We start from the raw sequence: 16,695 nt of genomic DNA on the forward strand, positions 1-16,695 counted from the left end.
CGTGTAAAATTTGTGGAGGCAAAATAAACTAGTCGGAACATCATGCGAAGTCACCAAGGCTTGGTATGGGCTTTTGAAGAGCAACATAAAAAAAGCCCCGCTTAGCGGAGTGCTAAGCGGGGCTTTCTGTATTCTGTTGGAAGCAGTTTTATTCTCTGTTGCCCAGTAGTTGCAGCAGGAACATGAACATGTTGATGAAGTCCAGATACAGGTTCAATGCACCCATGATTGCCGCTTTGCCAAGCCATTCCTGATCGCCAGCATGAGCCATCTGCAGATAGGTGGTTTTGATCTTCTGCGTGTCATAGGCGGTCAGGCCGGCAAAGATCAGCACACCCAGGATCGACACTGCGAACATGATCGCAGGCGACTGCAGGAAGATGTTGATAACCATCGCGACGATCAGGCCGATAACGCCCATCATCAGGAAAGTACCCATGCCGGACAGGTCTTTCTTGGTCACATAACCGTACAGCGAAAGACCTGCAAACGCGATCGAAGTCACCAGGAATACCTGCGCGATCGAGATGCCGGTGAATGCTACGAAAATCCAGCTCAGCGACAGGCCCATGACGGCTGCAAATGCATAGAAAAACAGCTGTGCGCCAGATGCAGACAGCCGGTTGATCGCAGCGCCAAAGCCAAACACCATCGCCAAAGGTGCAAACATCACAATCCAGCCCAGGATATTGGGGCTCAGCGTGACCGGATCACGGAAGATCGACAGCAGCTGCGGGCTCGAGCCCACGGCCCATGCCACGGCAAATGTGATCAGCATGCCTACGGACATCGTGCCGTAGACTTTGTTCATATGGGCGCGCAGGCCCTCGTCTATCTCGGCAGCGCGCGCGCCGGACGCCGTCCGGATCGTGTCGAATTGTGCCATATAGGGGTCTCCCTTCAATATTCTGTTCGCAGCCCACGGATGCGAGCCGGTTTCCCGGTAAATATCGGAGAGTGTGGCCCTCGTTTCAAGGGTTTTAAGCCTGAAACTCAGCAAAACTGTCGGCAATTTTTGCAACTGTCGCCAAAAAACCGGCGGCTTGGTCGCCAAATCCCTCAAGCCGCCGGTATTTTCGAATTAATACAGATGTTTGTGCCAGCTGTCGGGCGCGTCCCAGAACGGGCGCTCTGCTTCGTTACGCGCGTCTTTGCGTGAAACGCCGATGTCATTCAGTGCATCATCATCAAGCTGGGCGAGGGCGCGCCGCTGACGAGCGAGGTTAAACAGGTCAAGTATCCGAGCACCAATCGCCTTACGCTTGATGCGACGATGAGTTGAGATGGCTATATGGGTCATGATCATTGCCCTTTCCTGATTGTTTGATGAAACCTAGCGCTTCAATCAATTTCCTTGATCTATATGGAGTAGTCTGACATATTTTGGAAATGAATGTTTATGACGAGTCTCATAAGGAATCTTGAACATGCGAAATTTGGACATCACTACATTGCGGTCTTTCGTAGCTGTTGCTGACCATGGAGGCGTGACGCGTGCCGCTGGATTTCTTCACCTCACACAATCTGCAGTCTCAATGCAGCTCAAGCGGCTGGAAGAGCTTTTGGGGCTGGAATTACTGGATCGATCCGGTCGAACCATCGCGCTAACGGCGTCCGGAGAGCAGTTGCTGGCTTATGCGCGGCGGATGATTGCGTTGAATGATGAGGTAATCGGGCGGCTGACGGATCAGGCGTTTGAGGGCGAGGTCGTGCTAGGCGTACCGCATGACGTCGTTCATCCGTTCATCCCGCGCGTGTTGAAGCGTTTCAATGCCAGCTTTCCTCGGGTCAGCGTAAACTTGGTCACTTCCAACACGCGGCACTTGAAAGAAGAGTTCGCACGCGGAAGCTTCGATCTGATTGTGACTACGGAATCGGGTGCGGGCGAAGGTGCCGAAACCCTGCACCATATGCCTTTGCGTTGGGTTGGCGCGCTGAACGGATCTGCCTGGCGCCAAAAGCCTTTGCGGCTGGGGTTTTGCCGGAATTGCATTTTTCGCCCAGTCGCGACAGCGGCGCTGGATGATGCGGGAATCGAATGGGATATGAGCATCGACAGCGATTCCGACCGCACCGTTGAAGCCACCGTCAGCGCTGATCTGGCTGTGGGAGTTTTGCTGGAAGGCACCCAGCCCAGCCATCAGGAACTGATTGACCATGCCGGGGTTCTGCCGGATTTGCCTGTGCAGTTCATCAACCTCTATGGTGCCGAGCGGGTACGTGAGGAATACGTATCAGAGCTTGCGAACCTACTGCGCCAAAATTTCAATCATCCAACGGCGCAGCCGCTTAAAGTGGCGAGTTGATGCGGATCACCACCTTGCCAGTGGATTTGCGATCGCGCAGCAGTTCCAAACCTTTTGCTGCATCCTGCAAGGGCAGGACGTGGCTGATATGAGGCTTTATCCGGCCCTCAGAATGCCAGCGGAACAAGGTGCTGAAGCTGTCGCGCACGATCTCGGGTCTGAAATTCAGATAGCCGCCGATATATACGCCGATCACGGTCAGGTTCTTGACCAATAGATGGTTGGCCGGGATCTGGGGCACCTCACCTCCCGCAAATCCGATCGGTAACAAGCGGCCTTCCGGGTTGGTCGCGCGGAAGGCGGCCTTGAAGACATCTCCACCAATCGCATCGTAGACCACGTCAGCACCACCCAGAGCGAGAACGCGGTCGCGCAGGTCTTCGCTTGCGTCAAGCAAATGGTCTGCACCAGCTTTTTGTGCCACGGCCAATTTGTCATGCCCGCGGGCTTGGGCGATGACTGTCGCCCCCATCAGTTTTCCGATTTCAACTGCGGTCAATCCCACGCCACCGGCGGCCCCGGTGACCAGCAGTGTCTCACCCGGTTGCAAGCGCGCCCGGTGTGCCAGAGCAATGTGGCTGGTGCCATAGGCGATCTGGATCGCGGCGGCGTCTTCGAAACTTGTGGAATCTGGAAGGGGAATAGCCCGGTCTGCATCAAAAACGCCTGATTCGGCCAACCCACCCTGGCCGGAATAAACCGCAACGCGATCACCCAGTTTCAAATGCGCGACATTGTTTCCAATTTCGGTGACAATCCCCGCGATCTCCATGCCCAGTGTATACGGCGCTTCGGGAGTATCCTGATACGTGCCTTTCTGCATCAGAAGGTCTGCAAAGTTCAGGCCGCAGGCGCGGATTGCGATACGAACTTGGTTCTCTTGCAGCGGTACTTCGCGTGTTTCGCATAGCTGAGCGGGTGCCCCTTTGGTCTCGATACGAAATGCCTGCATCATTGGTCTCCGCTCTTTTGTCGCCATAGGCCGTTTGGCTTGGCCGTTTGTCAATTCCATTCGCAATCTTCACAGCGTTAAACTGAATAGGGTGGATCAACTGTTTCCCATTTAGAAACTATTAATCTCTATGTTGGCCGTACAACCACAAACCACTGTTCGAATTCTCTGATTCAACCAGCTTGAAAAAATAACGGATTGCGGCAATATTGTACTATGGTGCTGTTCGGGGGGCACGATCCGAATTAGGGAGTTCTTAAGCAGCGACCCGCTAACTAAGCGGCGATGGCTGCTGTCGCGGTTTCCCGGACAGGTGTTTGTGTAAAGGAGACTACCAATGACCCATCACGTCGATGTCCATGTGGGCAAACGCGTCCGGCATCGCCGCTGGCTGATTGGCATGACTCAGCAGCAGTTGGCGCAGCAAGTTGGTATCAAGTTTCAACAAATCCAAAAATACGAAACAGGGGCCAACCGGATAAGCGCATCGCGTTTGTGGGACATTGCCGAAGCGTTGGATGTTCCCGTCAGCTTTTTCTTCGAGGGTCTTGAAGAGGCTCAGAAGTCGGATGCAGACAAGAAATCGGTTCCTGCGGATTTGATGGGTGACAAAGAAGCGCTTGATCTTGTTCGCTCGTATTATGCGATCCCGGAAAACCAGCGTCGCCGCCTGTTTGAACTGGCACGCGTGCTGAGCGACGTCGCCTGATACAAGCGCTTGACTTCGCGGGGTGTGGGGCGCACGGGTAAGCAATGCAAAACACCCTACGAAGCGATCTAGAGATTGCCGAAGAAATGGCCGACGCTGCGCGGGCGGCCATTCTTCCGTTTTTTCGCCAATCTAACCTGAAGACAGACAACAAACTCGATGCCGGTTTTGATCCGGTGACAGCCGCTGATCGCGAAGCAGAAAAAGCAATGCGTAGGGTGCTGGCTGATCACCGGCCTGAGGACGGTATCCTGGGGGAAGAGTTCGGTCATTCCGAGGGAACTACCGGACGAGTTTGGGTGCTGGACCCAATTGATGGCACGCGCGGTTTCATAAGTGGTACGCCCACATGGGGTGTTCTGATCGCCCTAAGCGATGAGACTGGACCGAAGCTTGGTGTGATCGATCAGCCCTATATCGGCGAACGTTTTATCGGAGATAAAGAGCACGCCTTTGTCAAAGGCCCTTTGGGACGCACCGAACTTGGGACGCGTGACACTCGATCTCTGGACCAGGCGATCATCTTCACCACCTTCCCGGAGGTTGGCAGCGCGGTCGAGGCCGCCGCCTTCAAGGCGGTTTCTCAGAAAACGAAGCTGACACGCTATGGGATGGACTGTTATGCCTACGCGTTGCTCGCTGCAGGTCAAACCGATCTAGTGGTCGAGGCCGGATTGAATTCCTACGATATCCAGGCCCCAATCGCGGTGATCGAGGCCGCGGGTGGTATTGTGACGGATTGGCAGGGTAATCCGGCTCATAATGGTGGGCGTGCGCTCGCTGCAGCCAATACTGAGATTCATGCGGCAGCGCTAGAAATTCTGAAGCAATACTAAACGGGTTGCCGACCCTTCTTTGCAACTTTAAACTGATCACGGCTGGTTCTTACGCCCGTTTTCCACCAGCCCATCACTCCATGCATGAGACGGGCAGTATGCGGGAGTGCGAAAATGACAGAATTTCTGATCCGTAACGCCAATATGATCCTGACGATGGATGATGATCGGCAAGAGCTTGCAGGCGCTGATCTGCTGGTTCGGGATGGTAAGATAGCCCAGATTGGCCACCGCCTTGCGAGCGATGGCGAAATACATGATGCCACTGGGTGTGTTGTGACCCCCGGTCTGGTGAACACCCATCACCATCTCTACCAAACGCTCACCCGCGCGGTTCCCGGCGGGCAGGACGCTTTGCTGTTTGGTTGGTTGCGAACGCTCTATCCCATCTGGTCCCGCTTTGGTCCTGACGAGATGTTTATATCTGCCCAGATCGGATTGGCCGAGATGGCACTGTCCGGCTGCTCGCTTAGCTCTGACCACCTTTACCTATATCCCAATGGCGCGCGGCTTGAACACACGATCCATGCAGCGTCAGAGCTGGGGCTGCGTTTTCATCCCACGCGTGGAGCTATGAGCATTGGCGAAAGTGATGGTGGACTGCCTCCTGATGCTTTGGTCGAATCCGAGCAGGCTATTCTGGAGGATATGATCCGCGTAGTAGATGCCTATCACGACCCATCTGAGGGTTCGATGTGTCGCGTTGGTTTGGCGCCATGTTCGCCGTTCTCGGTTAGTCGGGACCTGATGCGCGATGCCGCGCTGTTAGCGCGCGACAAAGGTGTGATGCTGCACACCCATCTGGCGGAGAACGATGAGGATATAGCCTATTCTCAAGATCAGTTCGGCTGTAGACCCGGCCAATACGCCGAAGAATTGGGCTGGACCGGTTCGGATGTCTGGCACGCTCATTGTGTCAAGCTGGATGGCGCCGAGATTGACCTGTTTGCACGTAGCCGAACCGGCGTTGCGCACTGTCCATGTTCCAATTGTCGTCTTGGTTCAGGTATCGCGCCAGTCCGAAAAATGCGTGATCAAGGCGTGCCAGTCGGGTTGGGTGTGGATGGATCAGCCAGCAACGACAGCGGCAATCTGATGGCCGAGGCGCGCCAGTCCATGCTGCTGCAACGAGTCGCAAACGGCGCTGACGCCATGTCGGCCCGTGAGGCGCTTGAGATCGCCACCCGAGGCGGGGCGGATGTGTTGAATCGGCCCGATTGCGGCCGGCTTATGCCCGGTAAACGAGCTGATATTGCCATTTGGGACGCGCAAGGAATTGAAAGTGCAGGCAGTTGGGACCCCGCTGCGCTCCTTCTGGCCGGACCAACGCGTGTCAAACACCTCTTTGTCGAGGGACGCCAGATTGTTCGTAACAGTCAGATCGCCACGATCGACCTGCCAAGGGTCATAGAAACCCAGAATCGTCTGGCACGCGCGCTGGCAGAATAGCGGATCCGCTCTTCATCTGGCTAAAAATACCTCCGCCGGAGGCATGGGCCATAGGCCCATTCCTATCGACCAGAAACAGCTCGTCCGGCGATCCAGGTATCGGTTACGGCACGGTCATCACCCATCATAATGGTCGGGAACACCGCTTCCCAAAGATCATCAGCATGAGCTTCGCGCTGGGCGATAGCAGGCGTCGATGCGAGGTTCAGGACCGCCAGATCGGCCTCCATGCCCACGGCGATGTTGCCAATACGGTCATCCATCCGCAGGGTACGAGCCGATCCCACCGTTCCAAGCCAAAGCAATTGCGAGGGGTGCAAGGGATGGCCTCGCAATTGACCAATCTCATAGGCCGCAGCCATTGTGCGCAGCATTGAAAAACTTGAGCCGCCTCCGGTGTCGGTGGCCAAGCCCACGCGGTGCCCTGAGTGGATCAGACCATTCATGTCAAACAGGCCAGAGCCGATAAACGTGTTTGATGTGGGGCAGTGGATCAGAGCTGCATCTACCTCGCGCAGACGATCGCGCTCCCGCTCTTCCAGATGGATCACGTGCCCGTAAAGGCCATTTCCACCCAGCAGCCCAAACTGCTCATAGGTGTCCAGATAGTCGCGCGCGTCGGGGAACAGGGATCGGACCCATTCGATCTCATCGGTCTGTTCGCTCAGATGGGTTTGCATCAGGCAGTCGGGATGCTCGGCCCAAAGCGCGCCCATCGCCTCCAGCTGTTCTGGCGTCGATGTCGGCGAAAATCGTGGAGTGATGGCGTAAGATATGCGATCAACCCCATGCCACTTTTCAAGCAGAGCTTTGGACTGGTCGTATCCGGTTTGTGCAGTATCTCGCAGCCCCTCAGGCGCATTGCGATCCATGCAGGTTTTACCCGCGACGACCCGCTGCCCACGCGCCTGCGCGGCGGTAAAGAAGGCATCAACACTCTCTGGATGAATGGTGCAAAAGCTGCACATGGTTGTGGTGCCATGGGCTGCGGTTAGGTCTAGATATCTGTTTGCAATTTCAGCGGCATAGGCGGGGTCGTCAAACTTCATCTCTTCAGGGAACGTGTAGCTGTTCAGCCAATCGATCAGCCGCTTTCCCCAGCTCGCGATCATCGCCGTCTGCGGATAGTGGACATGAGAATCCACAAATCCCGCCATGATCAGCTGATCGCCATAATCCTTAATGTTGGCTTCGGGATGCGCGTCAGACAGGTCGGACGCCTGGCCCAGTGCCGCGATGCGGCCATCTTCGATCAGGACGGCTTGGTGAATTTTGGTCGCATCGGTGGGCTCACCTTCGAACGGTGATCCGTTGAAGCTAAGCACACGTCCCTTCAGAAGCGTCTTTTGCGCCATTTGTTCTGTTCTCCGCCTGTTTTGGACCGCCAACCAGCATAGGGGCGCGAAAGATGCGGGTAAATTGGACCATTGTCATTGTTTTCCGGTAGCTGCTTCTTCTATCTAGGGGCAATCGACAAGATAGAGGGGCAGCGCATGACGACAGGCAACGACGAAGCCAGACCCGATCAGCCCCGTGACGAAGACGCCTATGCGCTGGACCCGCGAACCGTTGCAGCCATCCTGTATGCGGTTGATGTCGAAGATCGCGCCAAGCTGATTGAGCTGATGGAGCCGCTGCACGCGGCCGATATCGCTGACCTTCTGGAACAGATCAATCCTTACGACCGTGCGCGCCTGATCCGGCTGTATGACAAAGAGTTCGACGGCGATATCCTGTCGGAGCTCGACGAGTCAGTTCGGGAAGAAGTAATCAATGTCCTGAAACCGGACGTTCTGGCTGAAGCCGTTCGGGATATGGAAAGTGATGACGTTGTTGACCTTCTGGAAGATCTTGAAGAGCCGCAGCAAGAAACCATCCTGGGCGCGCTTGAAGACTCCGAACGCGTCGCGGCAGAGCAAGCCCTATCTTATCCAGAAAACTCTGCTGGCCGCCTTATGCAGCGCGAGGTGGTCATGGCGCCCGATCACTGGACCGTGGGGCAGGCCATCGATTTCATGCGTGCCACCGACGATTTGCCGGAACAGTTCTATCACGTCATACTTGTTGACCCGCGATTGAAACCGGTTGCTCAGGTCACGCTGGGCAAGTTGATGGCAACCCGGCGCGAGGTGCCGCTGCAGGACATTGCCGAAGATGAATTCCACACCATCCCCGTCGAACAGGATGAAGAGGACGTAGCCTATGCGTTCAATCAGTATCACCTGATTTCGGCTCCCGTCGTGGATGGCGACGGTCGTTTGGTCGGTGTCATCACCATCGACGATGCGATGGTGGTCCTGGACGAAGAATACGAAGAGGATATGCTGCGTCTTGCGGGCGTCTCGGACGAAAGCTCTCTGTCCGATAGTGTAGCGGCAACCAGTAGGCGCCGCTTGCCTTGGCTTGGTGTCAATCTGGTTACGGCGATTTGCGGATCGCTGGTGATTTCTCAGTTTGAGGCCGCGATTGATCAACTGGTGGCGCTCGCGATCCTGATGCCGATCGTCGCCTCGATGGGGGGCAATGCCGGGACCCAATCACTTACCGTTGCAGTGCGGGCGTTGGCAACACGCGACCTGACCGGCTCGAACGTAGGGCGCGTAATCCGGCGAGAACTGCTGGTGGGAATGCTCAACGGGCTGTGTTTCGCTATCGTGTTGGGAACCGTCGGGATGATGTGGTTCGACTCCCCGCTGCTGGGTGTCGTGATCGGATCGGCGCTGGTCGTGAACATGATCATCGCGGGCTTTGCTGGTACGGTAGTACCGGTAGTGCTAGACCGTCTGGGTGTTGACCCGGCGCTGGCGTCAGGAACCTTTGTGACCACGACAACGGATGTCATGGGGTTCTTCATCTTTCTGGGGCTTGCCAGCGTGGTGCTACTGTGAACGAGACAACCGATCTGACCGAAATCAAGGCCACAGCGCGCAAGGCGGCATTCGTGCGACGCAAGGTAGCGTTTGATATGCGCATCCCTGGCGCGGCCGGGCGCTTGTCCGAGGTTCTGGCGGGTCATCGCGGTGTTCCCATGTCTGGCTATATGCCGATCCGCACCGAAATCGACCCGCTGCCTGCAATGGCCGAGGCTTCTGCATATGGCCCAGTGGGCGTGCCTGTCATTCAGGCCGCAGGGCAGGCCTTGCGCTTCTCTCGATGGACGCCTGAGGGCATGCTGAAAGATGGACCCTTCGGCGCGAAAGTTCCCGAGATCGATGACTATTTCGACCCGGAAATCCTGATCGTGCCACTGGTTGCCTTTGATGCGCAGGGTGGTCGCTTGGGGTATGGCGGCGGCTTCTATGATCGCACGCTTGAAGGGTTGCGCGCCAAGCGCCCGACGCTTGCCATAGGATTTGCTTTTGATGCGCAGGAAGCCGAACACCTGCCGCTGGAGCCGACTGATCAACCACTCGATATGGTGATTACTGAAAGCCGGGTGCTAACTTTCTAAGTTATCCCTCGCTATGCGCGATCGCGATTTCCTTTACATTGGCAGCCTTCAGGCTGAGTGATTGTTTGCTTCTGCCTTGTTATTGCCACTTCCAGCCCCTAGGACCGCAATCATGAGGATTTTGTTTCTTGGTGACGTCATGGGGCGCTCGGGTCGCGCCGCCATCCAACAGCATTTGCCACGTCTGCGTGACGAATGGCGGCTGGATTTTGTCGTTGTCAACGGCGAGAACGCCTCGAACGGAATGGGGCTGAGCGGGGATCACGCCAAGTTGCTTTTGGACGCGGGGGCCGATTGTATCACCTTGGGCGATCATGCTTTCGACCAGAAAGACATGCTGCAGTTTATTGAGAAAGAACCTCGCATCGTGCGTCCGTTGAATTATGCCAAAGGGGCACCGGGGCGGGGGCATCGACTGTTCACCGCGCCGGGCGGTCGCAAGGTTTTGGTGGTGCAGGTGTTAGGGCAGGTCTTCATGAAACGCCCCTTTGACGATCCCTTTTCGGCCATTGAACCGATCCTGAAATCGCACCCACGCGGCGGCCAGGCGCAGGCGATCATCGTCGACATGCATTGCGAGGCAACGTCCGAGAAAATGGCGATGGGCCATTATTGCGACAAACGCGCAAGCCTTGTGGTTGGGACGCATACGCATGTGCCTACCGCGGATGCGCAGGTATTGCCGGGCGGTACAGGATACCTGACCGATGCCGGGATGTGCGGCGACTATGACTCGGTCATCGGAATGGACAAGCAGGAACCGATGCGCCGGTTCATAACCGGGATGCCCAAGGCGCGGTTTACGCCTGCGACCGGTGAGGCGACCTTGAGCGGAGTTTTTGTCGAAACCGATGACCGCGATGGAAGCGCAAAATCCGTGCAGATGATTCGTGTTGGCGGGCGGTTGCAGCAGTCTACACCCTGAAAAGCACGTCAGACTTGCCCCGCCGCACGCAATACGTGAAACTACCTATTAGGCGCGTATGCCAGATCAGGGTTCGGACAGAATACCAAGAATGCAATTCCTTCAACTGACAGAGATGGGCAGCGCAATTCTGGCGCTGATGATCGTAGCGGGCATGTTCATCATGTTTCTGCGCGAGGTCTATCCGACCGAAGTTGTCGCCATCGGCGGGGCGGCCCTGATGCTGGCAACCGGTATCCTGCCCTATCAAAGTGCGCTTGCAGTCCTTTCGAATCCCGCGCCGTGGACCATCGGCGCGATGTTCATCATCATGGGTGCCTTGGTGCGCACCGGAGCGCTTGATGCCTTCACCTCGCTCGCGCAGAAGCAGGCGCAGGTGAACCCTCGGTTTGCTATCGGGTTATTGATGGCGTTTGTCGTCGTCGCTTCGGCGGTGGTGTCGAACACACCGGTTGTTGTTGTAATGATCCCGGTCTTTATCCAGATCGCCCGCACGCTGAACGTTTCGGCGTCCAAATTGTTGATCCCGCTCAGCTATGCGGCGATCCTTGGGGGTACGCTGACGCTGATTGGCACCTCGACTAACCTGTTGGTCGATGGTGTGGCCCGCGCACAGGGTATGACGGCGTTTTCAATCTTCGAGGTTACCCCGCTGGGCATCGCGCTGGTGATCTACGGTATGGTGTACCTGCGCTTCATTGCGCCACGACTGCTACCCGAGCGTGACAGCATGGCTGAGATGCTCAGCGACCGGTCCAAGATGAAGTTCTTTACTGAGGCGGTTATCCCACCCGACAGCAATCTGATCGACCGCGAAGTGACCGGTGTTCAGCTGTTCAAGCGCCCCGGTGTGCGCCTGATCGACGTCATCCGAGGCGATGATTCACTGCGGCGGAACCTTAAGGGGGTGACGCTGAAAGTGGGCGACAGGGTAGTTTTGCGCACCGAGATGACCGAATTGCTGAGTCTTCAAAGCAACAAGGAACTCAAGCGCGTGGATCAGGTCTCAGCTGTTGAGACCAAGACGGTTGAGGTTCTGATCACGCCGGGCTGCCGTATGGTCGGTCGAACGCTTGGTGCGATGCGGTTACGTCGCCGATATGGTGTCTACGTCCTGGCGGTTCATCGCAGGAACCAGAATATCGGGCGTCAGTTGGATGCTTTGACCGTGCGCGTCGGGGATACGCTGCTGTTAGAGGGCTCGCCTGCGGATATCCAGAAGCTGGCCGCCGATATGGATATGGTCGATGTTACGCAACCTTCGGCACGAGCGTTTCGCCGCAGCCATGCGCCCATAGCCATCGGTGCGCTGGTCGGGATCGTCGCCCTGGCGGGGTTGGGCGTGGCACCGATTTTGCTGTTGTCGATCATCGCCGTTGCTGTGGTTTTGCTGACCCGATGTATCGACGCGGATGAGGCGTTCTCATTTGTCGAAGGCCGATTGCTGGCCCTGATCTTCTCCATGCTCGCAATTGGGGCTGCGCTCGATAAATCGGGCGCGGTTACACTGATTGTCGAAGCGGTCGCACCGGCGCTTGGCATGTTGCCACCTTTCTTGATCATATGGGCCGTATATCTGTTGACCTCGGTGCTAACCGAATTGGTTTCGAACAACGCCGTGGCGGTGGTGGTCACTCCGATCGCGATCTCTCTGGCTCAGGCTGTAGGAATTGATCCGCGCCCGCTGGTGGTCGCGGTGATGGTGGCGGCATCGGCATCCTTTGCGACGCCGATTGGCTATCAGACCAACATGATGGTGTATGGCCCGGGTGGGTACAGATTCACCGATTTTCTGAAAGTTGGTGTGCCGCTGAACCTGACTGTGGGTCTGCTGGCGTCACTTCTTATTCCGTTCATCTGGCCGCTCTGACACTGGCACGGATTCGCCGACCTGGTGTTTCGGGCCTTGTAAATGTCGATATCGTCACAATCTTTTTGCCTAAGATGAATGTGAAAGGATGGGATCATGCCTTTTCCAAAACTCGGGCAGGCCATTGTGGCCGGAGCAATCGTATTGGCCTTGCTGGGCAGCCAAAGCTCGGCAGGAACAGTCACTGGCACGGCAACCTACCGTGAACGGATCGCCCTGCCACCGGATGCGACGCTATTTGTCGAATTGCAGGATATCTCTCGGGCCGATGCGGCAGCGGTCACGCTGGCGGCGCAACGCTATGCGTTGAACGGAGTGCCCTCGGAATTTGAACTGACTTTTGATGACGCGCTGATCCGCGAGGGGATGACCTATGCAGTACGCGGGTCGATCTATCGCGGGGGTGAGCTGTTGTTTACGACGGATACGGTCCATACCGTGCTGACCAACGGCGAAGGCAATTCGGCTGATCTTGTGCTGGTGCAGGCCGGTGCTCAGAGCCCCGCGACCCTGGAAGGGACTGAGTGGACAGCCATCGGTATCGGTGGAACCGTGCTCGACACAAAACGGCCGCCCCAGCTTTCCTTCGCTCAAGGTGGTGCGTTCGGTGGCACGGGCGGTTGCAACCGGTTTTCTGGGCAAGCCGAGATCACCGGCAACAGCCTTGAGTTTCCAGACAATATGGCCGCGACTTTAATGGCGTGCCCGCCAGAACTGGACGAGGTCGAGGATCAGTTCTTTGCTGCCCTGCAAAACGTGACGAACTATGCCGTTGCCGGCGACAGCATGGTTTTGCTCGATGCTGCAGGTGAGCCGATACTGAAATTCGTGCGCACCCAGTAATCAGGCCACTGCGCGGGACCTTCCTGCGTTGCGACCCGAGAAGATGCAACCGCCCAGAAACGTGCCCTCTAGCGCGTTGTACCCGTGATAGCCGCCGCCGCCAAAGCCCGCGACCTCTCCGGCTGCAAACAAGCCGGGGACGATTTGTCCATTGGCGCCGATCATCTGACTGTCCAGATTGGTCTGCAGCCCGCCCAGTGTCTTGCGGGTCAGTACGTGCAGCTTGACCGCGATTAGCGGGCCGTTTGATGGATCGAGGAACTTGTGCGGTTTGGCCGTCCGGATCAGCTTGTCGCCCCGATAATTGCGTGCGGCAAGGATGGCCATCATCTGGGCGTCTTTGGAAAACGGATTGTCGACCTGAGAATCCCGTGCCTCGATCTGGGTGCGCAAATGCGTCTCGTCTATCAGACCTCCGCCTAATTGGTTCATGCCGCTGACCAATTCAGTCAGCGTGTTGGCGACGACGAAATCCTCGCCCTTTTCCTTGAACGCCTCGACCGGGCCGGTCGCCTTGGTGCCAGACAGGATGCGCTGACGGATCACCTCTTTCCAGCTGCCCGAAGTGAAATCCGGGTTCTGCTCGGACCCCGATAGTGCAAATTCCTTTTTGATGATCTTCTGGGTCAGAACGAACCAGCTGTATTCATATCCGGTTTTCAGGATCTCTTTCAGCGTTCCCAGCGTATCGAACCCCGGCAGGCAAGGGGGTTGCAGGCGATTGCCGCGCGCATCGAACCACATCGAACTTGGGCCGGGTAGAATACGTATACCGTGCGCGGGCCAGATCGGATCCCAATTGCGCACCCCTTCGGTGTAATGCCACATTCTGTCGCCGTTGATGACATGTCCGCCAGCTTTCTCGCTGATCGGGATCATGCGGCCATCGACATGAAACGGAACGCCTGCCACCATCTCTTTGGGCGGTTCACCCAGCCGGTCGCGGGGCCAGTTCTGTCTCACCATCTCAAAATTCCCACCGATCCCACCAGAGGTGACAATAATCGAAGGGGCATAGACTTCGAATTCGCCTACTTCGTCCCGGTTGGTCTTGCCACCTCTTTGAATGCCGTCATCGGCCAGGACTTCCCCTGACACGCCTTTGGCAGAACCATTTTGCATAATGATGTGGCTGACTTGGTGACGGAACTTCAATTGGATCAAGCCGGCGTCGACATGCGCGCGGACGCGGCGGATAAAATGCTCAAGTACACCTGGGCCGGTTCCCCAAGTGATGTGAAAGCGCGGGACCGAGTTGCCATGTCCGTCCGCATAAGAACCGCCGCGTTCGGCCCAGCCCACGACGGGAAACCAGCGCAGCCCCATGTCATGCAGCCACGGACGCATTTCACCTGCGGCGAACTCGACATAGGCTTCAGCCCATTTGCGGGGCCAGTTGTCTTCATCGCGGTCAAACTGCGCGCTGCCCATCCAGTCGCGCAGGGCCAGATCGTGGCTGTCGCGGATGCCCATGCGGCGCTGCTCGGGGGTGCCGATCATGAACAGGCCGCCGAGGCTCCAAAACGCCTGTCCACCCAGAAAATGCTCGGGCTCCTGATCCAGCACGATCACCCGCTTGCCCCGGTCGCCCAATTCGGCCGCCGCCGAGAGGCCCGCAAGGCCGCCTCCGATCACGATCGCATCTGCGGTGTTATTGGTCATCGGATGTCCTTTCAGCGGCTGCGGAACCAAAGGATGAAGGGGGTTACGACCACATACATCGTGATGCCATAAACGGCGGCAGGAACGGCAAGTGGGCTGAAGCCGGTCGTGGTGCCGGTGATCAAAGCTGCCAGCGTAATTCCCATCGCCGAATTCTGAATGCCAGTCTCGACCGAGATCGTTTTCGCCTCACTCCATGTCAGATTGGCGATGCGCGCCAGCCCCAGACCGATCAGCAACAGCGCAACGTTCAACGCGATCAGAGCTGCCCCAATCGAGCTGAGGTTTTGGATGAAGAACTGCCAGTTTCCGGCCAGTGCCGCCGCGACGATCAGCACGAACAGTATCGATGCGAGCGTCGAAAGCGGGCCGTCGACCCGAATGGCGAACCCCCTTGCAAAGTGACGTATGGCGACACCAATGGCGACTGGAAGGGTCGTGATCAGGAACAGCGCGGTGGCTAATGCGCTGATCGAAACTTTGGGTGCGGCCTCGCCCATGAAATGATCTATGGACCATGCGGCGAGAATGGGGACGGTCACGATGGACAGCAGGCTGATCACCGCTGTCAGGCTGACCGACAGCGCCACATCACTTTTGGCAAACTTTGCTAGGATGTTGCTGGTGACCCCACCGGGGCAAAAGCTTAAAAGCATGACACCCACGGCGATTTCAGCGGGCAATCCGAACAGAGTGACCGTCGCGAAGGCAGCCAATGGTATCAGCACAACTTGACTGATGGCGCCAATGGCGAAGGGGTACCCCCGCGCCAAAACCCGGCGGAAATCGGCGGCTTCTAGCCCGATCCCCAGTGACAACATGATAATGGCCAGCGAAATGGGCAGGCCAACGTTGATAAGCAGGTCCAAGAACAACTCCTCCCAAAGTCATTCGGGCCAGCCTATGCGAGGGGTCGTAGATCAGGCAACAACGCCGTTGGGTCACCCGTAGCGTTGAGCAAACCGGCGCAGGATTTCACCCGGCTGCGTAACGTCTGCGGCATGGCACATATCGATCAAGCCTTGCGCATCCTCAGGCGGAAAATAGCCGTGGTCCTTGTAGATGTTGATCCGCTGCTCAAAATCTTTGGCGTCCGCTTCGGGGTGGAACTGGGTGGCATAGACATTCTGCCCCCAGCGGATCATCTGAAACGGGCAGGGGTCAGACGCTACCAGATGAACGCAGCCATCCGGCAGTAACTGCACGGCTTCCTTATGTCCCACAAACGCTTCGAATTTCGGCTTTAGGCCTGCGGTCAAGGGGTCTTGGGCGCCATCCTCTGTCAGACGGCAGTCGGACGGTCCGACCGGTTCGCCAAATTGCCGTTTGCTGACATCTCCACCCAGATGTGCGGCGAGAATACCCAAGCCATAGCAGCAGCCCATGAACGGGTGATCTTTCGCAGTGATCTGGGGCATCAGTCCCATGATTGCGCCTTCGATCTTTGCATCCAGCGCGGATTTGGTGGTCGGATCGTCGCTAACGCAGCCGGGACCCCCACCCACGATGACACCAGCGTAATCGACGACATCCAACCCTTCGGGCAGGTCTTCGCAATCCAGCCGGATGCGATGAGTTTGCGCAGGGCTCAGCCCGGTTTTGTCCAGTATCGAGGCATATTCGGCATCCGATGCATCGGTTTCCGGGCGCAGTTGCAGGATCAGAAAGCGTTTCATAAACAGCCTTTAGCCA

The 16,695-nt window shown here is 57.0% G+C and carries 16 protein-coding genes; 9 read left to right on the forward strand and 7 right to left on the reverse strand.

Translation table 11 applies throughout. The annotated features are described in order from the left end of the window. Nucleotides 1-148: 148 nt before the first annotated feature. Nucleotides 149-886 (reverse strand): Bax inhibitor-1/YccA family protein, encoded by a 738-nt coding sequence (locus tag ACR0BI_RS13265; RefSeq protein WP_010441904.1) that lies wholly within the window; start codon nt 884-886, stop codon nt 149-151. 195 nt (nt 887-1,081) lie between these two features. Further along, nucleotides 1,082-1,300 carry a YjiS-like domain-containing protein gene (locus tag ACR0BI_RS13270; RefSeq protein WP_170512406.1) on the reverse strand — a complete coding sequence of 73 codons (219 nt, stop codon included), beginning with the start codon at nt 1,298-1,300 and terminating at the stop codon, nt 1,082-1,084. A 127-nt stretch (nt 1,301-1,427) separates the two neighbouring features. On the opposite strand from ACR0BI_RS13270, the gene ACR0BI_RS13275 reads away from it, so the two are divergent. Beyond that, nucleotides 1,428-2,306: a LysR family transcriptional regulator gene (locus tag ACR0BI_RS13275; RefSeq protein WP_170392200.1), complete on the forward strand. Its 879-nt coding sequence runs from the start codon at nt 1,428-1,430 to the stop codon at nt 2,304-2,306. On the opposite strand, the gene ACR0BI_RS13280 is transcribed toward ACR0BI_RS13275, so the two are convergent. Further along, a complete protein-coding gene (locus ACR0BI_RS13280) occupies nt 2,290-3,258 on the reverse strand; it encodes an NADPH:quinone oxidoreductase family protein (RefSeq protein WP_170392198.1) in 969 nt (322 codons plus the stop codon). The genes ACR0BI_RS13275 and ACR0BI_RS13280 overlap by 17 nt on opposite strands. Nucleotides 3,259-3,595: 337 nt before the next feature. On the opposite strand from ACR0BI_RS13280, the gene ACR0BI_RS13285 reads away from it, so the two are divergent. The 3 genes from ACR0BI_RS13285 (at nt 3,596) to ACR0BI_RS13295 (ending at nt 6,252) form a co-directional block, all read left to right on the forward strand. Then, on the forward strand, nt 3,596-3,967 hold the full coding sequence (locus ACR0BI_RS13285; protein WP_170343628.1) for a helix-turn-helix domain-containing protein: 372 nt from the start codon (nt 3,596-3,598) through the stop codon (nt 3,965-3,967). Between the two features lie 44 nt (nt 3,968-4,011). Then, complete coding sequence (gene hisN / locus ACR0BI_RS13290) at nt 4,012-4,803, forward strand: histidinol-phosphatase (RefSeq protein ID WP_170392196.1); 792 nt, start codon at nt 4,012-4,014, stop codon at nt 4,801-4,803. A gap of 114 nt (nt 4,804-4,917) precedes the next feature. Next, nucleotides 4,918-6,252 (forward strand): 8-oxoguanine deaminase, encoded by a 1,335-nt coding sequence (locus ACR0BI_RS13295; RefSeq protein WP_480562396.1) that lies wholly within the window; start codon nt 4,918-4,920, stop codon nt 6,250-6,252. Between the two features lie 62 nt (nt 6,253-6,314). On the opposite strand, the gene guaD is transcribed toward ACR0BI_RS13295, so the two are convergent. Beyond that, nucleotides 6,315-7,607, reverse strand: a complete 1,293-nt coding sequence (gene guaD, locus ACR0BI_RS13300; RefSeq protein ID WP_170392193.1) for a guanine deaminase — start codon at nt 7,605-7,607, stop codon at nt 6,315-6,317. A gap of 138 nt (nt 7,608-7,745) precedes the next feature. On the opposite strand from guaD, the gene mgtE reads away from it, so the two are divergent. From mgtE to ACR0BI_RS13325, 5 genes are all read left to right on the forward strand, one after another. Continuing rightward, complete coding sequence (mgtE, locus tag ACR0BI_RS13305; protein WP_170401569.1) at nt 7,746-9,140, forward strand: magnesium transporter; 1,395 nt, start codon at nt 7,746-7,748, stop codon at nt 9,138-9,140. After that, nucleotides 9,137-9,703 (forward strand): 5-formyltetrahydrofolate cyclo-ligase, encoded by a 567-nt coding sequence (locus tag ACR0BI_RS13310; RefSeq protein WP_480562395.1) that lies wholly within the window; start codon nt 9,137-9,139, stop codon nt 9,701-9,703. Before mgtE ends, ACR0BI_RS13310 begins: the two co-directional genes overlap by 4 nt. A gap of 112 nt (nt 9,704-9,815) precedes the next feature. Next, nucleotides 9,816-10,628, forward strand: coding sequence for a TIGR00282 family metallophosphoesterase (locus ACR0BI_RS13315; RefSeq protein ID WP_170594671.1), 813 nt, complete (start codon nt 9,816-9,818; stop codon nt 10,626-10,628). Nucleotides 10,629-10,719: 91 nt separating this feature from the next. Continuing rightward, entirely contained in the window at nt 10,720-12,498 is a 1,779-nt protein-coding gene (locus tag ACR0BI_RS13320; RefSeq protein ID WP_170392185.1) for an SLC13 family permease, read from the forward strand. 96 nt (nt 12,499-12,594) lie between these two features. Further along, nucleotides 12,595-13,341: a YbaY family lipoprotein gene (locus ACR0BI_RS13325; protein ID WP_480562394.1), complete on the forward strand. Its 747-nt coding sequence runs from the start codon at nt 12,595-12,597 to the stop codon at nt 13,339-13,341. Here ACR0BI_RS13325 and ACR0BI_RS13330 read toward each other — a convergent pair whose 3' ends face one another. The 3 genes from ACR0BI_RS13330 to ACR0BI_RS13340 form a co-directional block, all read right to left on the reverse strand. Beyond that, nucleotides 13,342-15,003 carry an FAD-binding dehydrogenase gene (locus tag ACR0BI_RS13330; protein ID WP_170625250.1) on the reverse strand — a complete coding sequence of 554 codons (1,662 nt, stop codon included), beginning with the start codon at nt 15,001-15,003 and terminating at the stop codon, nt 13,342-13,344. 11 nt (nt 15,004-15,014) lie between these two features. Next, entirely contained in the window at nt 15,015-15,872 is an 858-nt protein-coding gene (locus tag ACR0BI_RS13335; protein ID WP_480562393.1) for a bile acid:sodium symporter family protein, read from the reverse strand. Nucleotides 15,873-15,944: 72 nt separating this feature from the next. Beyond that, nucleotides 15,945-16,679 carry a glutamine amidotransferase gene (locus tag ACR0BI_RS13340; protein WP_480562392.1) on the reverse strand — a complete coding sequence of 245 codons (735 nt, stop codon included), beginning with the start codon at nt 16,677-16,679 and terminating at the stop codon, nt 15,945-15,947. Between the last annotated feature and the right edge of the window lie 16 nt (nt 16,680-16,695).

The organism is Ruegeria sp. E5 (assembly GCF_056534105.1).

What these genes read in the sequence shown, in the direction of transcription:
- guaD (WP_170392193.1), bottom strand. Translation starts at nt 7,607, where the DNA reads ATGGCGCAAAAGACGCTTCTGAAGGGACGTGTGCTTAGCTTCAACGGA.
- ACR0BI_RS13265 (WP_010441904.1), bottom strand. Translation starts at nt 886, where the DNA reads ATGGCACAATTCGACACGATCCGGACGGCGTCCGGCGCGCGCGCTGCC.
- hisN (WP_170392196.1), top strand. Translation starts at nt 4,012, where the DNA reads ATGCAAAACACCCTACGAAGCGATCTAGAGATTGCCGAAGAAATGGCC.
- ACR0BI_RS13295 (WP_480562396.1), top strand. Translation starts at nt 4,918, where the DNA reads ATGACAGAATTTCTGATCCGTAACGCCAATATGATCCTGACGATGGAT.
- ACR0BI_RS13285 (WP_170343628.1), top strand. Translation starts at nt 3,596, where the DNA reads ATGACCCATCACGTCGATGTCCATGTGGGCAAACGCGTCCGGCATCGC.
- ACR0BI_RS13315 (WP_170594671.1), top strand. Translation starts at nt 9,816, where the DNA reads ATGAGGATTTTGTTTCTTGGTGACGTCATGGGGCGCTCGGGTCGCGCC.
- ACR0BI_RS13270 (WP_170512406.1), bottom strand. Translation starts at nt 1,300, where the DNA reads ATGACCCATATAGCCATCTCAACTCATCGTCGCATCAAGCGTAAGGCG.
- ACR0BI_RS13280 (WP_170392198.1), bottom strand. Translation starts at nt 3,258, where the DNA reads ATGCAGGCATTTCGTATCGAGACCAAAGGGGCACCCGCTCAGCTATGC.
- ACR0BI_RS13325 (WP_480562394.1), top strand. Translation starts at nt 12,595, where the DNA reads ATGCCTTTTCCAAAACTCGGGCAGGCCATTGTGGCCGGAGCAATCGTA.
- ACR0BI_RS13330 (WP_170625250.1), bottom strand. Translation starts at nt 15,003, where the DNA reads ATGACCAATAACACCGCAGATGCGATCGTGATCGGAGGCGGCCTTGCG.
- mgtE (WP_170401569.1), top strand. Translation starts at nt 7,746, where the DNA reads ATGACGACAGGCAACGACGAAGCCAGACCCGATCAGCCCCGTGACGAA.
- ACR0BI_RS13340 (WP_480562392.1), bottom strand. Translation starts at nt 16,679, where the DNA reads ATGAAACGCTTTCTGATCCTGCAACTGCGCCCGGAAACCGATGCATCG.
- ACR0BI_RS13320 (WP_170392185.1), top strand. Translation starts at nt 10,720, where the DNA reads ATGCAATTCCTTCAACTGACAGAGATGGGCAGCGCAATTCTGGCGCTG.
- ACR0BI_RS13275 (WP_170392200.1), top strand. Translation starts at nt 1,428, where the DNA reads ATGCGAAATTTGGACATCACTACATTGCGGTCTTTCGTAGCTGTTGCT.